Origin of the sequence: Clostridium oryzae, assembly GCF_002029235.1 — a bacterium.
GTDB classification, from domain to species: domain Bacteria; phylum Bacillota; class Clostridia; order Clostridiales; family Clostridiaceae; genus Clostridium_AE; species Clostridium_AE oryzae.
Genome location: NZ_MZGV01000074.1, coordinates 1 through 18846 on the forward strand (window position 1 = coordinate 1; position 18846 = coordinate 18846).

An 18846-nucleotide genomic window follows, 5' to 3' on the forward strand; every position below is an offset into this window, starting at 1 on the left:
GTATAAGTATCAGCTTAGTGAAATAAATAAAAATACGAAAAAAGTAAAAAAATTAAATTTAGATGGAGAACTTACTGTAAAAAAGGAAAATGATAAATGGAAAATTATAAATTCAATGCGGTAAATATAGCTTAATTTGCATAAGGGGAACCTAATATAGGTTCCTCTTTAAATTTATTTCTGAAATTCTGCTTTCATTTAATATTATACCGTTTAACAAAATACTATTGACATAATTGTGCATATTGTATATATTGTATATATACAATATGAGAGGGAGGTAAGAATGAATATACATATTATCGTCAGCAATTCAAGTGGTGAACCTATTTATGAACAAATAGCCTCTCAAATAAAAAATCTTATCATTACAGGGAAATTAAAAGAAGGCGATGGACTTCCTTCAATGAGACTTCTGGCTAAAGAACTTCGCATCAGTGTTATAACTACCAAACGCGCATATGAAGAGTTAGAACGTGAAGGCTTTATTACATCCATTACAGGCAAAGGCAGCTTCGTAGCAAACAAAAGCATTGATTTTATTAAAGAAGAACAGCTTCGCAATATTGAAGGCTATATGCAAAAGATAGTGGAATCTGCTGGGACCTGCGGATTAAGCTTAAATGAATTAATCGAAATGCTAACATTGATTTATAAAGGAGAGTAAAAAATGGAATATGCTTTAGAAATTAAAAATCTAACAAAAAAATATTCTGGTTTTAAACTGGATAATGTAAATATAACCCTACCAACTGGCTGTATAATGGGGCTTATCGGAGAAAATGGAGCTGGAAAAAGTACTACCATAAAACTCATTCTGGATTTAATACACAGAGATAGTGGTACGATTACAATTTTAGGTGAGGATAACAAAAAAGACTTAAAAGCAGCTAAAGAAGATCTGGGAGTAGTAATGGATGAAAGTTGCTTTCCTGAAAACTTGAACATCAAAGATATAAATAAAATACTTAAAAACATCTATAAAAATTGGAGTGAAGAAGATTTCAAGACTTATACAAAGCGTTTTGATTTGCCGCAGCAAAAAATTATGAAAGAATATTCTCGTGGAATGAAAATGAAGCTTAACATCGCTGTAGCTCTTTCTCATAAACCAAAATTATTAATCCTTGATGAAGCTACAAGCGGGCTCGATCCAGTAGTTAGAGATGAAATTTTGGATGTATTTTTAGAATTTATACAAGACGAAGATCATTCCATATTAATGTCTTCTCATATTTTAAGCGATTTAGAAAAAGCCTGTGATTATATAACTTTTCTCCACAAAGGTAAAGTTATTTTCAGCGAGATCAAAGATGATTTGATTGAAAACTATGGTATTTTAAAATGTTCTGCTGAAGAATTAGACAAGATTAATAGTTCAGCCATTAAAGGCTGTCGTAAAAATAAATTTGGAGTTGAAGCACTGGTATTAAAGAATGAGTTAAAGGGTAATTACACAGTAGACAGAGTAAGCATTGAAGATATAATGCTATATTACATTAAGGAGGCAGTATAAATGCTAGGACTAATGTTAAAAGATTTAATCAATTTGAAAAAGCAATTTAAAATCATATTAATTATTCTAATTTTTTATACAGTTTGGGCAATAACTTCAAAAGGAACTGCCATGTTTAACACAATGCTTGCACTGATTTTTGCTTTTATGCCCATTACTGCACTGTCTTACGATGAAAGAGCTGATTGGGATAAATATGTGCTGTCTATGCCAGTTTCAAGAACTGATATCGTAACAAGCAAATACATTCTCGGCATAACATTCATTTTTATTACCCTTATACTTAATATTATTATTAATTCATTTGTAGGTCCTAATAAAATAGAAAATACTATTATAGTACCAGTTACCATCGCGTCCGGCTTAACAACACTTTTAGCCGTAATGTTCCCCATATTATTCAAATATGGTGTTGAAAAAAGCCGAACTATATTCTTCCTGCTATTTTTGTTACCTTTCGCAAGTGGCCTTATCTTTTCAAAACTCAATATTAAAATGCCAAGCGAGCAGACAGTTAAAACCATACTTATTTCCTTTCCATTTGTTGCTTTAGCCCTTTATGTAATATCAGTAGCTATATCACTAACTATATATGATAAGAAGGAACTATAATATTTTTATCATATGCGATCATCTGGTAAATTCACTTTCAAAAAGGGGAATGTAAAATGATGGGTCTATTATTAAAAGATCTCATTAATTTGAAAAAAAATTTTATGATTTCAAGTTTAGCCATAGTTTATGTATTTTTTCAATGCATTTTTTATAAAGATACATCAATGTTTAATATGATGATTGTTCTTATTCTGATTTTTGCTCCTATGATATCTATATCCTATGATGAGAGATCAAATTGGGATAGATATGCATTATCTATGCCATTATCAAAAACAGATATAGTAACAAGCAAATATATATTAGGTATATTACTTAATGCTATTGCTTTTATTATAAATATGATTTTTAACTTAATGGGAACTTCAATAGGTTTACACTCTAATTACTTGTTAGCCTTAACCTTTACCTCTGCTGGAATACTATTTATAGCTGTTTACTTACCTATCATATTTAAATTTGATTCAGAAAAAGGCAGATACATTTTTCTGATTATATATATTATGCCATTTATTCTAGGATACCTCATGTTTAAAAATAATATTATGCCAAGTCATCAAACAATAAATGTTCTATTAGTAATGTTTCCATTTATATCATTGGCAGCTTATGTAATTTCTGCAGGTATATCAATCACTATATACAGCAAAAAAGAACAATGATAAAAAGGGTAGGAAGTGATTTCCGTCGGCTAAAAAATGCCTTCTCCAACCGCTTCCTACCCTATGCCGATTCTATGCATTTACAAAGTATTATTTTCTATATTTCTTCTCACAAATTATTTTTCTTGTTTATTTACTAGTATTTTCTTAAGAGCTACCATCTTATTCTTCGTTCATTTTATAGTTACAGCCTTTTATAGTTAACTATAATTATCCCTTTCTAATTAACTTCGCTTGTAGTTTTCATATAGGAATTTAAAGTAATAAGATAATAAATACTGTATAGTGCTGCATAAACCAAAATACAAATTATAAATGATACATATATTTTTACATTCATTATCTTACTTAGTGTTATTGATGCTATATAGGTATTGCATGCAGCCACCACAAACGGCATTCCAAAGAGAAATATCAGTTCCTTTGAAATGGCTTTTTTTATCTCAGTACTGCTAAGGCCTATCTTCTTAAGAATAATAAATTTTTCCCTATCCTCTTGAGCCTCCATAACCATTTTGAAGTATATTATGCTTCCCGTGGCAGTGAGAAAAACTATGCCGATAAACACTCCTATAAATGCCATCATTCCGACCATTTTTAAGCCATTGCTGTAATTTTCCAAGAAGGTCTCCAGGCTATTTTCTTTAGGCAGCTTGTCTGTTAAATCACTGATAAAGCTTTTTGAAAGCAAGTCATTTTTAAGTATATATCCAGTGATACTAATTTTGCTTTTAGAATTTATCGAGTTATTTATACTTTGATATACACTATCTTTTACAATAAGAGTCTGTGTAAAATGATCAAGCGCAATAAAATATTTATTATCTGTACCAATTACCTTAAAATTATATTTTAAATTCCTATTGTTTAGTTTAATGGTTTTTCCTATTACACTTTTATCTGCTGCCAAATTAGCTAATTGAACAAAATAGCAGTCTTCATCACTTTTTAGTTTTACCCTCCTAGAAATACCTTCATGTTTGTTGATTAGATTAAACTTACTTTGATTTAAAATAAAAATTGCATTGTTTTTAGTATCACTAAAGCGGTTTGAGGTTTTCAACCTAATAAATTTAATATTATCTTTGTATCTGATTGATATTTCCTCATGCTGTTTTAATACGCTATAAAAAACTTTATCAGTGGCTGCATTTTGATCTGAATTTACATACTCAACTGAAAATGGTCTCACACTCCTTGCATTTAGTGCAACTTTATTAATAAGTCCAAAACATGTTATCACAGCACACAGAGCTATTGTAGTCGTAACTGCTATCACACTTAACGTTCCTGCGTTACCCCTGTATCTATAACCCAGCTGACAAACAGTTATTGGTTTAGTTCCTTTAAAAAAGTTTTTTTCATCTCTTTTGCTGAAGTAAATAATTAGTGACGTAGTTTCATAGAAGAATAGTACTGTCCCTACTACAACTAAAGTTACCACCAAGGGCGCAAGCAAAATATTAATGGCAAGCTTTTGGACAGCTAGAAAATATCCAGATGCCAAAAAGACTATTGAAATTATTTCAACTAAAACAGTCTTATAAGATACGTTTAAACTTTTCTCACCTTTGCTCGATGCATTAAATAGATCTATAAGATTATTACCATATATAAGCATAGTGCTGTGAACACTTATAACTGCAAACATACAGCCAAATATATAAACGCAGGCTCTCAAGGCTTTTATACTAAATTGAAATTGTACATCACCGGTAACCCCAATCATTTGATAGAGCAGCATTATGAAGAACTTATTGAAGACCAAACCTAAAACTATTCCTGCACAAAAGGCAGCTGCTATAGTTATTAAGTTTTCTATAAAGGCTAACCAAGCGGCCTGTTTCTTAGACATTCCAAGAATCATATATAAGGCAAATTCCTTTTTTCTGGATTTTATCATAAAGGAATTTGCGTACCAAATAAAGAATGCAGAGAATGTTGCAATAACGCAGGAGGCTACAATAAATAACATTGTGAAAGTCTTCTTTCCACCAAGTTCAGACTTTACTCTATCATTATTTATAATAGATAAAAATATGTACAGTACAAATACGCTGAAAGTTGAACTTAAAAAGAATGTCCAGTAGTTTTTGAACTTGCTTTTTATATTGCATAATGCCATATTAACCAATGTCACTGTTATCTCCCCCTATTACGGAAAGAATTTTAAGTATATTTTCATAAAAATCCGTTCTTGTCTTATCACCTCTATAAATTTCATTAAATAATTTACCATCCTTAATGAAAACTACTCTTTTACAATAAGAGGCTGCAAAAGCATCATGAGTTACCATCAGTATTGTAGCCTTGTTGTTATTTAATTCGTCAAGACAATTTAAAACTTCCTTTGCAGACTTAGAATCCAATGCTCCAGTAGGCTCATCTCCCAAAATCAACGATGGCTCAGTAATTATCGCTCTAATTACTGCCGCCCTCTGTCTCTGTCCACCAGATACCTCATAGGGATACTTATTCAATACATTCTTTATTCCTATCTTTAAGCTTAATTCTTCTAACCTGCTCTGTACAGTTTTATAAGACACGTTTGCTAGTGATAATGGTAATACAATGTTTTCTTTTAGCGTCATAGTATCAAGCAAATTAAAATTCTGAAAGATAAAACCTAGTTTCTCTCTTCTAAAAGAAGACAGTTTTGGTTCTTTAAGTTTTGCTATATCCTTTCCATCTACTAATACAGTCCCTGATGTTGGCTTGTCTATAGTTGAAATAACATTCAGGAGAGTAGTTTTTCCAGAACCAGAAGGTCCCATTACCGCCAAAAATTCTCCTTCTTCTACCATTAAGTTGATATCATGGAGTGCTGTATATTTAATTCCGCCAGATTTTGATCCATAAACTTTTGTTAAATTTTTAATATTTAATACTTCCATTTTTAACTCCTCACTAAAAGATTCGTTATGTTGAAAATCCCTTTTTAAAGCATTTTTAACATGCTCACTTCTTTATCGACGGTTACCCCCTGCTACTTTTATAGATAATAAACTTACTATTGTCTCTGTGATTCCAAAAAGTACAACAATGAAAGTCAGCCAGAAAAATTCTGGTGAAAAAAATGTGAATAGCAGGTAATCCTCTAAACCAAATAAGTATTTAAATAATATATCCGTATAGAAAACCACATACCATATTATTGCCAGCAAAGCTGGCAATATGCATTTTACCCAACCTTTAACCCTTTCCTTCCTATCAAAAACCAGCAAATAAATTCTTTTTCTGTTTCTAAATTGCTTTATTATACTATAAATAAAGTATGTAAATAGCATCATAATGAAAATTGCTGTTGTTAATAGCACTTTTTGCATATTTCTCAGGAAACCTGTCTCGTTGTTACTGCTTTTAGTAAGCCAATTAGTCCAAACTCCAAGTACATCTGACTTAAAATAGTATCCTGCATCACTATTTACAAGTATTACAATACCACTCTTCTCCTTAGGCAAAAACGCCATTTCAGCATTCCAGCCAGTTATATCACCACTGTGAGATATAAGCGTCTCTCCATTTTTCAATTTTTCAGGAATAAATCCTAATCCATATACTCCAAAGATGCTTTTTGTATTTTTCTGGGGCGTAAACATTTCTTTAAGTGTTGATGGTTTAATTACTCCTCGTCCCATCTTATCACCGTTAGAGTCATTCATGCATGCAGCCGTAAATTTCGAAAGATCATTTAAGCTTGTATAAACCCCTCCAGAAGCTTGTTCTATCCACGGCCTATCTTCTAATGCTTTTCCCGCTCCAGTGTAAGCAGTCGCTATAATTGTTTTCTCGGAGAATTTTCTATCGTATCTTGTTTCAGTCATTTTAAGAGGTTTATATATTTCTGACTGCATATAATCTGTGAACTTTCTACCTGTAACCTCTTCAATGATAAGCTGAAGAACTGAAAATCCACCACCAGAATACTTAAAAGTTGTTCCAGGTTTATTTATTAGTTTAACAGTCCATTGTTTCCCCGCTATACCTAAAAGTGATTGTTCTATTGAAGGCAGCGGTTTACTTGGGCTATACCCTGGAGATGCTTCAACATTAAGTCCAGAAGTGTGACTAAGCAGCCTTCTTATAGTTACTCCATTAGAATTGAATTTTGACGTAGGAATATGCCAGCGAGTAAGATATTTTTCTGCAGGATCATCCAGCTTGATTATTCCTTCATCAACAAGGTGCATAACTCCCCAGGCAGCTATAGGCTTTGATACCGACGCAATCCTGAAAATTGTATCAGCAGTAATGCTTTGACCAGTCTGTTTATTAGCATAACCGTAGCCTTTTTTCCAAGTAATCTTACCATCTTCAATCAGCGCTATAGCTGCACCAGGTACCTTATACTGTTTCATCCAATTAGGAAATGCCTTGTTCAAACGTATAGTAAACTCCTTTGAATTCTGTGTATTATATATATTGTAATGACTACTGCTTATTAAGCCATACGAAATTGTGATTGATAGAATTAATGATATTATTACAAAAGTTGTTATTGGTGGTAATTTCCTCATATACACCCTCCTATTAGTTGTTTTATAATGATCACTTCATATAAATAACTTCTATTTGAGTATATAAAAAAATAAAACGCTTCACCATTTTATTGGCTTACATTTTATCTTCCTCAACTTACATTTTTGTAACATCATAATAATCATTCCATCTTGGAAAATGAATAATGGCTGTTGTCCCCTTCTTATATTGAGATTCAATTGTAATGTAATGACTAAGTTTCTTAGCAAGCTTCTGCGAAAGATAAAGTCCCATTCCAGTAGCTTTAATATTTTCCTCTCTGCCATTGTGTCCAGTAAATGAATTTATAAATATCCTCTTCAAATCATCACTTCTTATTCCAACACCACTATCTTTAATAATAAGCTGCTTTTCTTTGTCATCCTCACTGGTTTCAAAAATTATCATTTCGTTAACATTAGTATATTTTAATGCATTTGAGACAAGTTGGTCTATAATAAACAGCAGCCATTTCTTATCGCTGTCTACACAAAACAAATTATTTACTCTATTTATTAATTTTATATGCTTTTTTATAAATATAATGGAATGCTTCTTTATACTCTCTTTGACCAACTTATCTATATTTACCTCTGAAATAATATAATCTTTTGAAAAGTTATCACTTCTTGAATAGAAAAGTACCTTCTCTACATAATCATTAATCTTACATATCTCTTCATTAAGAGATTTAAGTTCCTCCATATGTGAAGCTTCACTGCTATTAATAATCAATTTTGAGGCTGTTATAGGCGTTTTTATTTCATGAACCCAAGCTGTCATAAATTCTTTGTTTTCTTTGATCTCATCCTCTATCGCCTTATTTTTCTCACTAAAACTTTTATAAAGGTCATCCATTATTAGACAGTACAATTCATCCTTGTACTCTAAAGGCTTAGGCATAATTGGTGTTTTATCTTCTGCAGCTTGAGCTTTCAAAAGTCTCTTTAACTGTTGATTCTTTAATATGTAGTCTATTAGAATAAATACTCCAAACATAAATAGCGATACAAATAGAATATAAAAAATATCTGAAGTTAGAAGTCTATTTTTTCTATCTAAACAAACAGTTATAACTATAAAAGCCATAAGCAAAATATAAAAAATAAATAATCTGACATTTTCTTTAATATATCTAATAAAATTCATTTTATCACATATCCCTGATTGATAATAGTTCTGATAAAGCTATTAAGCCCTACCTGATTTAATTTTTTTCTTAGCCTATTAATATTTACCGTCAACGTATTATCATCTATAAAATTTTCATCCTGCCAAAGCTCCTGCATAATGTCCTCCCTGCTTATAATTGTCCCATAGTTTCGCATCAACATATATAGAATTTTAAATTCGTTTTTTGTAAGTTCTATGTTTTCTCCTTGATAGTAGAGCATATTGTCTTTTAGCGAAAGCACTGCACTTTTACATTCAATAACATCCATGGCTGAGTCTACATACGAATAAGTTCTTCTTAAAACAGCATTTATTTTTGCAACAAGCACCTGCATTGAAAATGGCTTTATTATATAATCGTCGCCGCCCATATTTACGGCCATTACGATATCCATATTCGTGCTTCTTGAAGATATAAATATAACAGGCACCTTGGATACATTTCTGAGTTTGCTGCACCAATGAAATCCATCATATGCCGGTAAGTTTATATCCATCAGCACCAGCTGTGGAGCCATATCTAAAAATTCCTCAAATACTTTATTAAAATCTTTGATTTTATAAACTTCAAATCCCCACTTTTCTAAACTTTTTTTAATAGCATCACTTATTTTTTCTTCATCTTCTACTATAAGTATTCTATACATCACTACCCCCTGCAATGTTACTACTTTATCAAACTGTTGTTTATTTATAATATAACATTCTCTTGTCATACGCATTTCGATACTGAGTTGGAGTCATACCTACTATTTTTTTAAATATCTTCATAAAGTTATGACTATCATTAAAGCCTATCTGATAAGCAACTTCGCTAATTGTATCGTTAGTATCACAAAGTATATATTTTGCCAAATCAATCTTTTCCTGCAGAATATACTGTTTCAATGGTACCCCAGCAATAGTACTGAATACATAAGAAAGATACCGCTTATTATAACCAAAGTGCTCTGCAATCTCTGATACTTTTATATCACTATTACGATTCCATTTTACGTAATCTTGAATATCATTAAAAAGCTGCTTCTTTTTTAAATCGGAGTTTTCCTGATTCTGTTTTACCATAAATTGACTTGATATTTCACAAAGTATAGTACAGCTCATATAATCATTTTGCATTTTGTTGTGATAGCTTCGTATACAGTCCTGTAAATGCTTCATCATGATAATAATCTTCTCGAGATTTTTAATTTTACCGCTTGTAGGCACATATATTTTATTCTCAGGAAATTCATCAAATTGATTTTCTATATCTACTTTTCTAACTGGATTTATATCTTCGAAATGCATCCAATAAAAAGCACAACTGCTGTTTTTATAGCCCGATTGCCTTGACCCTGGAGCAAAGATTTTAAATTCTCCTTTTTCAAGTGCAAATTGCTCATTTCCTTCTTGGATATAAACTGTTCCTTCCGTTACAACAATTAATTCATAATCCTCCATATATCTAGTGAAATGCCTCCACTCAGATGAAGGTGCCTGAAATTTACCTGTAAAATTATATTTTAATGGAGTTTCAAGTAAAAACTCATAGCATATCATCTTACCTTTTACCACCTATTCTGTAATTAATCTATTTTTAATCTTTCGTAGAGTTGTTAAACTATAATTAATACATATAAAATAATTAAGGAGACTAATTATGATTAAAGAATTTTTAATGTCCGATGTAAAGCTTACAGATAGCTACTGTTCTAATGCTTTTGAAAAAGAAATAGCATATTTAAAGTCATATGATTGTGACAGATTACTATCCTTCTTTCGTTCTACAAAAGGTCTCACCCCTAAAGCTGAAAGTTATCCTGGCTGGGAGGATAGTGAAATAAGAGGTCATACAATGGGACATTATCTTACAGCTTTAGCTCAAGCCCATAGTAATACAAAGGATAGCACTATTTATGAACGTTTGCAATATCTTATTGATGAACTTTCCTTATGCCAATTTGAAAATGGTTATCTATCTGCTTTTCCTGAGGAATTCTTTGATAGATTAGAAAATCAACAACCAGTATGGGTACCATGGTACACTATGCATAAAATAATTGCAGGGCTAATATTGGTTTGCAAACTTACAAACATCTCTAAAGCTCACGATATAGTATCAAAACTTGGAGACTGGGTCTATAAAAGAACTGACAAATGGACACTGGAAACACAAGCAAGGGTTTTATCTATTGAATACGGTGGAATGAATGACTGCATGTATGAACTATACAAATTGACCAAAAAAGAAATTCATCGTTTAGCAGCTCATAAATTTGATGAAATAGACTTATTCACACAAATTCATGATGGAAAAGATGTACTTAATAATAGACATGCTAACACCACAATACCCAAATTTCTAGGAGCACTAAACCGTTACTTTGTATACGGCGAAAATGAAAAATTCTATTTGGATGCTGCTAAAGCCTTCTGGGATATAGTCATTAGCGACCACAGCTATATAACTGGTGGAAATAGTGAATGGGAACACTTTGGTGAACCTAACATTTTAGATGCAGAACGAACAAATACAAACTGTGAAACCTGCAATACTTATAATATGCTCAAATTATCAAGAGGCTTATTTCAGTTAACTGGCGATAAAAAATATGCTGATTTTTATGAAAATACTTTTATTAATGCTATCTTATCATCGCAAAATCCCGAAACAGGAATGACAACTTACTTTCAGCCTATGGCAACGGGCTACTTTAAAGTATATAGTTCTGCATTTGAACACTTCTGGTGCTGTACGGGTACAGGTATGGAAAACTTCTCTAAGCTGAATGACAGCCTTTACTTTTATGACAACGATAATATTTATGTTAATATGTATCTTTCTTCTGAAGTAAACTGGTCAGATAAAAAGGTTAAGATTACGCAGAATTCTGATATACCTACTGAAGATACTGCTAAATTTACTATAAACGTTGAAAATGATACCGAATTTGTTTTGTCCCTTCGTCTCCCAAAGTGGTCAAAAGAAACAAGTATAAAGGTAAATGGTAAAAAACTTGACTTTAAAACTATTAATGGTTATGCAGCTATCAAAAGAAAATGGAACAATAACGATAATGTAGAAATACGTTTTGTAATCGAAGCGGCTTTTGCAGAACTGCCTGATAATAAGAACGCTGTGGCCTTCTATTATGGCCCTGTAGTATTAAGTGCTGCTTTAGGCAAAGAAAAACTAGAAGAGTCCTTGACGGGTGTAATTGTTAAAATACCTAGTAAGCATGTTGAAATTAAAGATTACATTACAATTAAAGATATTGATACCTGGAAAAGGAACTTTAAAGAAAACTTCGTAAGAGTAAGCGATAAATTAGAATTTAAATTAAAAGGTACAGACGAGGATAACCATCTTTTGTTTACTCCTCATTATAGGCAATATACCGAAAGATACGGTATATACTGGACCTTAGTTGAAGAAGGTTCCGAAGAACTTCAGAAATATATTCTAGAGAAGAAGCAAGCTGATCTAATTGCTGCTGCTGAAATAGATAGTGTGCAAGCTGGTAACGATCAATATGAGCTCTCTCATCATATTCAAGGACACGAAACAGAAGCTGGTAACCGAGAGGGCTATCATTATAGATTAGCTAAACCAAATGGCTGGTTCAGTTATGAGATGAAGGTTGTAAACACAGAAGATACTTACCTGCAAATTTCCTATATACCAGCTGGCTGCCAAAAAGGCTTTGATATCCTTGTTAATGACACACTTCTAGTACATGAAGCTATAAACGGTGCTGTTTGGAATAAGTTAGTTACAAAGACCTATCTGATTCCAAAAGAATTTATTGGAAACAAAAATCTTGTTATCGTTAAATTTAAAGCTGCACATAATGAGGTTTCTGCTAGTATTGCTGATTTGCTTAGAACAACGAAAAAATATGATAAATTAGTATAACCTATCTCCATGTGTTATCAGACTAGCATACGTTAGTGTGATAACACTATATTTTTATGCAAAGCAGCAGCTGAGACTAATAACGAATTATTTTAATATTAGTAAATAGAATTATACCTTATTTGACTTTTACTCAATATGAATATAAAAAATATATTGGTCTAAACTATATACATAAATCTTGTACTTACTACTATATTTTTTATATATCGGAGGATAACATATGAGTAAAGTATTATATATAAAAGCAGATGCTAAGACAGATAATGAATCAAGGACTTTTCAAATTTCTAATAGCTTTATTAACAGCTATAAAGAACTTCACCCTGATGATGAAATAATAACATTAGACTTATATAAAGAAGGAATTAACTTTCTGCCACAGGGAAAGTTAATTGAGCTTCATACTCCTAAACCCGGAGAAGGTAAAAATCATCCGATACTAAAATACGCCTATCAATTTGCAGAAGCTGATAAATATGTAATCGCTGAACCCTTCTGGAATTTAAGTATTCCCGCTATATTAAAAGCTTACATTGACTATGTATGCGTTAGTGGTATAACTTTTCAATATACTGCAGAAGGTCCTGTAGGTTTATGTACAGGAAAAGCTGCCATCAATATTACAACCAGAGGCGGAGAATATCACTCAAGTTCTGCTTCTGTATATGAAATGGGTGATAAGTATCTTAGAACAATATTAGGGTTTCTTGGTATTAGAGATTTAATGACTATTTGTGCTGAAGGACTGGATATAATAGGTAACGATGTAGATGCCCTCGTTGGAAATGCTATCAAATCGGCAAAAGAAATATCTAAAAATTTCTAATATAAATGCGCTAGAAGAGTATAAATTATTCTAGCGCATTTATATTGTTATGTAATATATTAATTAAACTTATACTTCTTGCTGCTAAGCTGATAAACATATTTAGTTATCTTTCTACCAGCAGTTCCCGGAAGATTAGTCAATGTTCCAAGCAGACGGTATCTCATTCTGAAATATAATCGTTCGTCTTTACTTCTAAGGTATTCCCACAGCTCAACCTTCTTCTCTAGATTTTCTTCCGTACCAGAAATGAGAAGAAATACTGATGAAATTGTCATCATCATAGATAAATAATTTTTCATATAGCTATCTAAGCGCTTATTAGATATTTCTCCTATGCCGCAATAAAAATCAATCATTAGTTTATTAACCCTGAGCTGTTGATCTATTCGCTTTATCATAACCTTTTCATTTACTGATTGGTCCTCTCTGCCTATAAAGTATCTGTAAAGATCAAGATTCATATAATACATAGTTTTAACATATGGAAGAGGTTGATATACAAACAAATTGTCTACATAAAATGTATGTTTAGGCAGCACTAACTTACATTGGTGTAATAATTCTGTACGATAAATAACTGAATGCATAAGAATATATTGGGAAACCTTAAACCTTCCTACGTCCTCCCAACCAAACACACAATTTTCAGGCATCACATTGCTGTAACTTATAACTCTGTTTGTATTATCCTCTGTATGCTCATAAACATAATTACAAATCATCATATCCAGACTGATATTATCTCTATAAAATTGTTTTAACCTTTCTACTACCTTTAACATACATTGTGAATCTACCCAGTCATCCGAATCTATAACTTTAAAAAACATACCGCTAGCATTCTTTATTCCTGTATTTACAGCTTCTCCATGTCCTCCATTTTCCTGGTGTATTGCTTTAATTATATTAGGATATTTTGCTGCATAATCATCTGCAATTTTTGCAGTACTGTCTTTAGAACCATCATCAACCAGAATTATTTCTATATCATCTCCACCTGGAAGCAGCGTCTGTATACAATGCTCCATATAGGCTTCAGAATTATAGCACGGAACTGCAAATGTTATTATTTTCATGAATACTTTCCTTTCTTACTATAAAATAAATCATAAACTATAAGTGTTTACGTTGTATTATTGCATTTACGAGAATGTAATAATCTAGGATTAAATTATATCATTACATATAAAAATATTCAATTTTTCTAATAAAAAGATCATTTGTGTAGATGCCATTTCACAAACAGCTTTTAAATTAATATCCTTACTGGATTTGCTCACTCTTCAAGAAAGGATAAGGCATACCATTGAATATTTTTCGCAAAAGAAGCTATAAAACTAACAAAATAGTTAATTTTATAGCCTCTTTTCCACTTAGTTCTTTGTTGCTGTTTTTATAATTTATTTATAAGACTTGCATTATAAGCAGCACCATACCCATTATCTATATTAACTACACTAATTCCATTGGCACAACTGTTTATCATTGATAAGAGGGCTGCCACTCCTCCAAAATTAGCTCCATAACCAACACTTGTTGGAACGGCTATTACAGGCTTATTTACTAATCCGCCAATGACACTTGCAAGTGCACCCTCCATACCAGCAACAACTATAACCACTTTAGCTCCTCTTATAATATCAAGCTTTGCAAAAAGCCTATGAATACCAGCTACTCCAACATCTACAATTTTCTCTACTCTATTACCAAATATCTCAGCCGTCTCTGCTGCTTCTTCCACCACAGCCATGTCAGAGGTTCCAGCTGAAACTATCGCAATATAACTTTCTGTAGTTCTGTATTCATGTCTTTTTATGGTTATGGTTCTCCCAAGCTTATTATATTTCGCATCGCTGCATAATTCTTTTACTGCATCATACATTTCTTCACTTGCTCTCGTAGCCAATATGTTGTTATCTTTAGTAAGCATAAATTGAATAATGTCTTTCACCTGCTCCACTGTTTTTCCGTCACAATATATAACTTCAGGATATCCCGTTCTAAGTTCTCTATAATTGTCTATCTTAGCAAAACCAAGGTCTTCAAAAGGTACTTCCTCAATTTTCTTTACAGCTTCTTCTACATCTATTTCATTACTTTTTACAGCCTGAAGCAATTTTTCAATATCGCTCTTATTCATCATTCCTCCTGAAACTCTCTGAATTCTAGGAAGCTTTAGCTATTTATCCTTTAATATTGTTTCATTCATACTTCCTGTTCTGTAGCCTTTCATATCAAGGGATACATAAGTAAAGCCAATCTCCTTTAACTTATTATACACCTTTTCCATAAACTCCTCATCAAAAAATCTGCTGCGTTCATTAGTACCAACCTCTATTCGTGCTAAATCTCCATGATGACGCACCCTTACCTCGCGGAAGCCTAAATCCAATAGAAATTGCTCAGCTCTATCCACCATATCAAGTTTCTCTTTTGTTATCTTCTGTCCATAAGGGAATCTTGAAGCTAAACATGCAAAGGCCTGTTTGTTCCAAGTCGGAAGCCCCATTTCCTTCGACAAAAGTCTGATGTCATCTTTAGTCATATCTACAGCTCTTAAGGGACTTACCACCTGAAGTTCCTTAACGGCCTGAAGTCCTGGTCTATAATCACCAGTATCATCTACATTAGAACCATCTGCTACATACATAATACCATTTTGCTTAGCTATCTCTCTTACTTTCTCAAACAACTCATGCTTACAGAAATAACATCTATTAACGGGGTTTTCTGAAAATCCTTCTATCTCTAACTCTTCAGAAATTATTGTTATATGTTTGACACCTAGCGTTTTAGCAAATGCTTCTGCCTCTCTATATTCTCTTTCAGGATAAGTAGAAGATTTCGCAGTTATAGCAAGGGCTTTATCTCCTAAAACATCAGATGCTACCTTCAATAGAAAAGTACTGTCAACTCCCCCTGAAAATGAAACTGCAAGACTTCCCATATTCTTAATATTTTGTTTTAGCTTATCTAATTTTCCATGTGCATTCATTTTATCTCACCTTCCAAGTTAGTATTCCGTTGCTGAGAGTGACTATCTATATCCATATTATTATCAACCTCTCTATAAACCTCAGCTATAGAGATATTATTTTTCAATGCAATTTTCTTACAATCTTCGTATTCAGCTTTATATTTGATGAATTTGTTATCATGAAATGCCTTCTTTACAATAACTTCTCCATACTTAGTCTTTACTTTTGAAAATTCTCTGTGCATCATGATTTTACCTACATCAAATCTTCTTACTCCAATTGTTGTAGTCTTTTTGAAAAGGACATTTAATACTTCTTTCTGCTGCTTTGAATCAACAAGTATGCTTAACTTTATTGCAGGTCTTCCCTTTTTCATTATAATAGGAGTTTTAAATACATCCAAAGCCCCTGCTTCGAAAAGCTTCTCTTCTACATATCCATAAAGCTCAGGATTCATATCATCTATATTGGTTTCAAATAAGTGTTGTACAGCGATTTCATCACCAGCTTTTTGTTCACCAATATATACCCTCAATGTATTAGGAATCTCTAAATCCCTAGTTCCTAATCCGTACCCTACACCTTCTATTGAAAATTCCACTTGATCTGTAAACTCACTTACATTCTGTGCCAGAATAGCTGCTCCAGTAGGTGTAGTAGTTTCAAATGGAACTAAACCGGACTTAATAGGTATATTTTTAAGTATCCTTGAAGTAGCAGGTGCAGGCACAGGCATAAGACCATGTGCACACTTTACGAAACCACCTCCTACCTGCACCGTTGAAGCTATAACTTTTTCAACATTCAAATAATCTAATGCAATTGCCGCACCAACTAAATCTATAATAGAATCTATGGCTCCTACCTCATGAAAATGCACTTCGCTTATAGGTTTTCCATGCACTTCAGCTTCTGCCTGAGCTACCTTCATAAACATATCCAAACTCAATTTTTTAACCTTATCACTTAGGCTACTATTATTTATTATTTTTTCAATATCGTTTAAATTTCTGTGATGGTGCTCATGGACCTGAACCTCATGATGATGTTCATGATGATGATCGCCATGTTCGTGCTGGCATGTATGAGCTTCATGGTTATGATTGTCTTGTACTTTTAAAATAACATCAAACTTAGTCCCAGTTATTCCATTCTTCATAGCTTTCCTAATGCTTATTTCATATTCAGAATCCAGATTGAGCTTTGAAATTTCTTTTATTAAATATTCTTTATCTACTCCTAAGTCTATAAGGGCTCCCAAATTCATGTCCCCACTTATCCCACAAAAACAATCATAATATAGTACTTTCATTTCTTTCTCTCCAATATATAATTTATTTTAATCTATTTCTGTTCAAGTAAAACTTTGATATCTTCAAGATGTTTACGGATAGTAATTCCTTGTGGGCAGTGTGTTTCACATTTACCACATTTCTTACAATTTGATGCTCTTTCTGCTTCAGGAATCCAATTGTAAGAATCATCTCCGATAAACATATTATAGCTATTATAAGCACTAAAACATCTAGGTATATTTACTCCTGCAGGACATGGCATGCAGTAACCACAAGCCGTACAATTAACTTTTACTTTTCCTTTTATTATTTCATTAACTTCATTAATTATATTTATTTCTTTCTCTGTTAATGAATTTGGCTCGGTTTCACTAGCTGTCTTAATGTTTTCTACAACTTGCTGCAGATCATTCATTCCGCTCAGAACAACTTTAACCTCTGGATGATTCCATACCCATTTAAGAGCCCACTCAGCTGGTTTTCTCTTTACGTCCGCTTTATCAAATGCATCTTTAGCTTCATTTGGAAGATTGTTTACAAGTTTTCCTCCTCTTATAGGCTCCATTATTGTAACTCCTAAACCCTTTTCTGCTGCATATTTTAAGCCTTCAGTTCCTGCTTGAAACTCCTCATCTAGGTAATTATACTGTATCTGACAAAACGACCAATTATAATAATCTACTATTTCTTTAAAAACATCCAGCTTATCATGAAAAGAAAATCCTGCATATTTTATTCTTCCATCCTTTATTGCAGAATCCAAAAATTCATCTACACCAAGCTTTTTTAAATTATCCCATTCCTCACGTCCAAGAGCGTGCAGCAAATAAAAATCAATATGATCAGTTTCAAGGCGCTCCAGCTGTTCATTTAAGTACTTGTCCATATCACTTCTGCTCTTTATGAGCCAGCTAGGAAGTTTAGTAGCCAATTTAACCTTTTCTCTGTAACCATCCTTTAAAACCTTTGCAACGAAAGGCTCACTTGCTCCACCACCTTTTGTCATACCATTACCATGATAAGGATAAGCTGTATCTATATAGTTTACTCCATTATCAATCGCATACCTGATTAATTCAGTAGCTTTTTTCTCATCTATTTGAGATGGATCACCTCCCGGAATTAGCGGAAGCCTCATGCATCCAAATCCTAAAATAGAAACCATTTCATTTGTTTTTCCAAACTTTCTGTATAACATTATAATTCCTCCCTCTAAAAATCAAATTTATAAAATTTATAAAAGATGAACTAAACAAGTGAATTAAATGAAGATAATATTAAGTAGTTAGTGTATGCTTTAAATAGATAAGAGAAAAGAGTAAAGAGTAGAGAGAAAAGTGAAGGAAGAAATTCTGCTGT

17 protein-coding genes are annotated in these 18846 nt (G+C 32.3%); 6 read left to right on the forward strand and 11 right to left on the reverse strand.

Translation table 11 applies throughout. From position 1 onward, the window contains the following. Positions 1–292 precede the first annotated feature (292 nt). The 4 genes from CLORY_RS19665 to CLORY_RS19680 are packed head-to-tail and all read left to right on the forward strand — an operon-like array spanning position 293 to position 2793. Entirely contained in the window at positions 293–667 is a 375-nt protein-coding gene (locus CLORY_RS19665; RefSeq protein ID WP_079427758.1) for a GntR family transcriptional regulator, read from the forward strand. Positions 668–670: 3 nt separating this feature from the next. After that, complete coding sequence (locus tag CLORY_RS19670) at positions 671–1516, forward strand: ABC transporter ATP-binding protein (protein ID WP_079427728.1); 846 nt, start codon at positions 671–673, stop codon at positions 1514–1516. Continuing rightward, complete coding sequence (locus CLORY_RS19675) at positions 1517–2128, forward strand: ABC-2 transporter permease (RefSeq protein ID WP_079427730.1); 612 nt, start codon at positions 1517–1519, stop codon at positions 2126–2128. Between the two features lie 56 nt (positions 2129–2184). Beyond that, positions 2185–2793 (forward strand): ABC-2 transporter permease, encoded by a 609-nt coding sequence (locus CLORY_RS19680; RefSeq protein ID WP_079427732.1) that lies wholly within the window; start codon positions 2185–2187, stop codon positions 2791–2793. Between the two features lie 220 nt (positions 2794–3013). On the opposite strand, the gene CLORY_RS19685 is transcribed toward CLORY_RS19680, so the two are convergent. From CLORY_RS19685 to CLORY_RS19710, 6 genes are all read right to left on the reverse strand, one after another. Next, a complete protein-coding gene (locus CLORY_RS19685; RefSeq protein ID WP_079427734.1) occupies positions 3014–4933 on the reverse strand; it encodes an ABC transporter permease in 1920 nt (639 codons plus the stop codon). Further along, positions 4920–5687: an ABC transporter ATP-binding protein gene (locus CLORY_RS19690; RefSeq protein ID WP_079427736.1), complete on the reverse strand. Its 768-nt coding sequence runs from the start codon at positions 5685–5687 to the stop codon at positions 4920–4922. The genes CLORY_RS19685 and CLORY_RS19690 overlap by 14 nt, the downstream gene beginning before the upstream one ends. A gap of 72 nt (positions 5688–5759) precedes the next feature. Further along, positions 5760–7310 (reverse strand): serine hydrolase domain-containing protein, encoded by a 1551-nt coding sequence (locus tag CLORY_RS19695; RefSeq protein WP_079427738.1) that lies wholly within the window; start codon positions 7308–7310, stop codon positions 5760–5762. Between the two features lie 118 nt (positions 7311–7428). Further along, entirely contained in the window at positions 7429–8460 is a 1032-nt protein-coding gene (locus CLORY_RS19700) for a sensor histidine kinase (RefSeq protein ID WP_079427740.1), read from the reverse strand. Beyond that, the gene (locus CLORY_RS19705) at positions 8457–9131 is read right to left on the reverse strand and encodes a response regulator transcription factor (protein ID WP_079427742.1); all 675 of its coding nucleotides are present in this window, start codon (positions 9129–9131) and stop codon (positions 8457–8459) included. Before CLORY_RS19705 ends, CLORY_RS19700 begins: the two co-directional genes overlap by 4 nt. A 40-nt stretch (positions 9132–9171) precedes the next feature. Further along, complete coding sequence (locus tag CLORY_RS19710) at positions 9172–10026, reverse strand: AraC family transcriptional regulator (RefSeq protein ID WP_079427745.1); 855 nt, start codon at positions 10024–10026, stop codon at positions 9172–9174. Positions 10027–10126: 100 nt separating this feature from the next. Between CLORY_RS19710 and CLORY_RS19715 the strand changes: the two genes are divergently transcribed. Both CLORY_RS19715 and CLORY_RS19720 read left to right on the forward strand, forming a co-directional pair. Further along, positions 10127–12382, forward strand: a complete 2256-nt coding sequence (locus tag CLORY_RS19715; RefSeq protein ID WP_242954463.1) for a beta-L-arabinofuranosidase domain-containing protein — start codon at positions 10127–10129, stop codon at positions 12380–12382. Between the two features lie 223 nt (positions 12383–12605). Then, positions 12606–13211, forward strand: a complete 606-nt coding sequence (locus tag CLORY_RS19720) for an FMN-dependent NADH-azoreductase (protein WP_079427747.1) — start codon at positions 12606–12608, stop codon at positions 13209–13211. 59 nt (positions 13212–13270) lie between these two features. Here CLORY_RS19720 and CLORY_RS19725 read toward each other — a convergent pair whose 3' ends face one another. From CLORY_RS19725 to CLORY_RS19745, 5 genes are all read right to left on the reverse strand, one after another. Further along, positions 13271–14290, reverse strand: a complete 1020-nt coding sequence (locus CLORY_RS19725; RefSeq protein WP_079427749.1) for a glycosyltransferase family 2 protein — start codon at positions 14288–14290, stop codon at positions 13271–13273. Between the two features lie 317 nt (positions 14291–14607). Further along, on the reverse strand, positions 14608–15354 hold the full coding sequence (larB, locus tag CLORY_RS19730) for a nickel pincer cofactor biosynthesis protein LarB (protein ID WP_079427751.1): 747 nt from the start codon (positions 15352–15354) through the stop codon (positions 14608–14610). A gap of 39 nt (positions 15355–15393) precedes the next feature. After that, a complete protein-coding gene (gene larE, locus CLORY_RS19735; RefSeq protein WP_079427753.1) occupies positions 15394–16209 on the reverse strand; it encodes an ATP-dependent sacrificial sulfur transferase LarE in 816 nt (271 codons plus the stop codon). Continuing rightward, the gene (gene larC, locus CLORY_RS19740; protein ID WP_079427755.1) at positions 16206–17504 is read right to left on the reverse strand and encodes a nickel pincer cofactor biosynthesis protein LarC; all 1299 of its coding nucleotides are present in this window, start codon (positions 17502–17504) and stop codon (positions 16206–16208) included. Before larC ends, larE begins: the two co-directional genes overlap by 4 nt. A gap of 32 nt (positions 17505–17536) precedes the next feature. Beyond that, positions 17537–18685, reverse strand: coding sequence for an aldo/keto reductase (locus CLORY_RS19745; protein ID WP_079427757.1), 1149 nt, complete (start codon positions 18683–18685; stop codon positions 17537–17539). Between the last annotated feature and the right edge of the window lie 161 nt (positions 18686–18846).

Bases quoted from the DNA above. Each gene is read 5' to 3' on its own strand.
- CLORY_RS19670 (WP_079427728.1), top strand. From the start codon at position 671: ATGGAATATGCTTTAGAAATTAAAAATCTAACAAAAAAATATTCTGGT.
- CLORY_RS19675 (WP_079427730.1), top strand. From the start codon at position 1,517: ATGCTAGGACTAATGTTAAAAGATTTAATCAATTTGAAAAAGCAATTT.
- CLORY_RS19680 (WP_079427732.1), top strand. From the start codon at position 2,185: ATGATGGGTCTATTATTAAAAGATCTCATTAATTTGAAAAAAAATTTT.
- CLORY_RS19690 (WP_079427736.1), bottom strand. From the start codon at position 5,687: ATGGAAGTATTAAATATTAAAAATTTAACAAAAGTTTATGGATCAAAA.
- CLORY_RS19695 (WP_079427738.1), bottom strand. From the start codon at position 7,310: ATGAGGAAATTACCACCAATAACAACTTTTGTAATAATATCATTAATT.
- CLORY_RS19700 (WP_079427740.1), bottom strand. From the start codon at position 8,460: ATGAATTTTATTAGATATATTAAAGAAAATGTCAGATTATTTATTTTT.
- CLORY_RS19705 (WP_079427742.1), bottom strand. From the start codon at position 9,131: ATGTATAGAATACTTATAGTAGAAGATGAAGAAAAAATAAGTGATGCT.
- CLORY_RS19710 (WP_079427745.1), bottom strand. From the start codon at position 10,026: ATGATATGCTATGAGTTTTTACTTGAAACTCCATTAAAATATAATTTT.
- CLORY_RS19715 (WP_242954463.1), top strand. From the start codon at position 10,127: ATGATTAAAGAATTTTTAATGTCCGATGTAAAGCTTACAGATAGCTAC.
- CLORY_RS19720 (WP_079427747.1), top strand. From the start codon at position 12,606: ATGAGTAAAGTATTATATATAAAAGCAGATGCTAAGACAGATAATGAA.
- CLORY_RS19725 (WP_079427749.1), bottom strand. From the start codon at position 14,290: ATGAAAATAATAACATTTGCAGTTCCGTGCTATAATTCTGAAGCCTAT.
- larB (WP_079427751.1), bottom strand. From the start codon at position 15,354: ATGAATAAGAGCGATATTGAAAAATTGCTTCAGGCTGTAAAAAGTAAT.
- larE (WP_079427753.1), bottom strand. From the start codon at position 16,209: ATGAATGCACATGGAAAATTAGATAAGCTAAAACAAAATATTAAGAAT.
- larC (WP_079427755.1), bottom strand. From the start codon at position 17,504: ATGAAAGTACTATATTATGATTGTTTTTGTGGGATAAGTGGGGACATG.
- CLORY_RS19745 (WP_079427757.1), bottom strand. From the start codon at position 18,685: ATGTTATACAGAAAGTTTGGAAAAACAAATGAAATGGTTTCTATTTTA.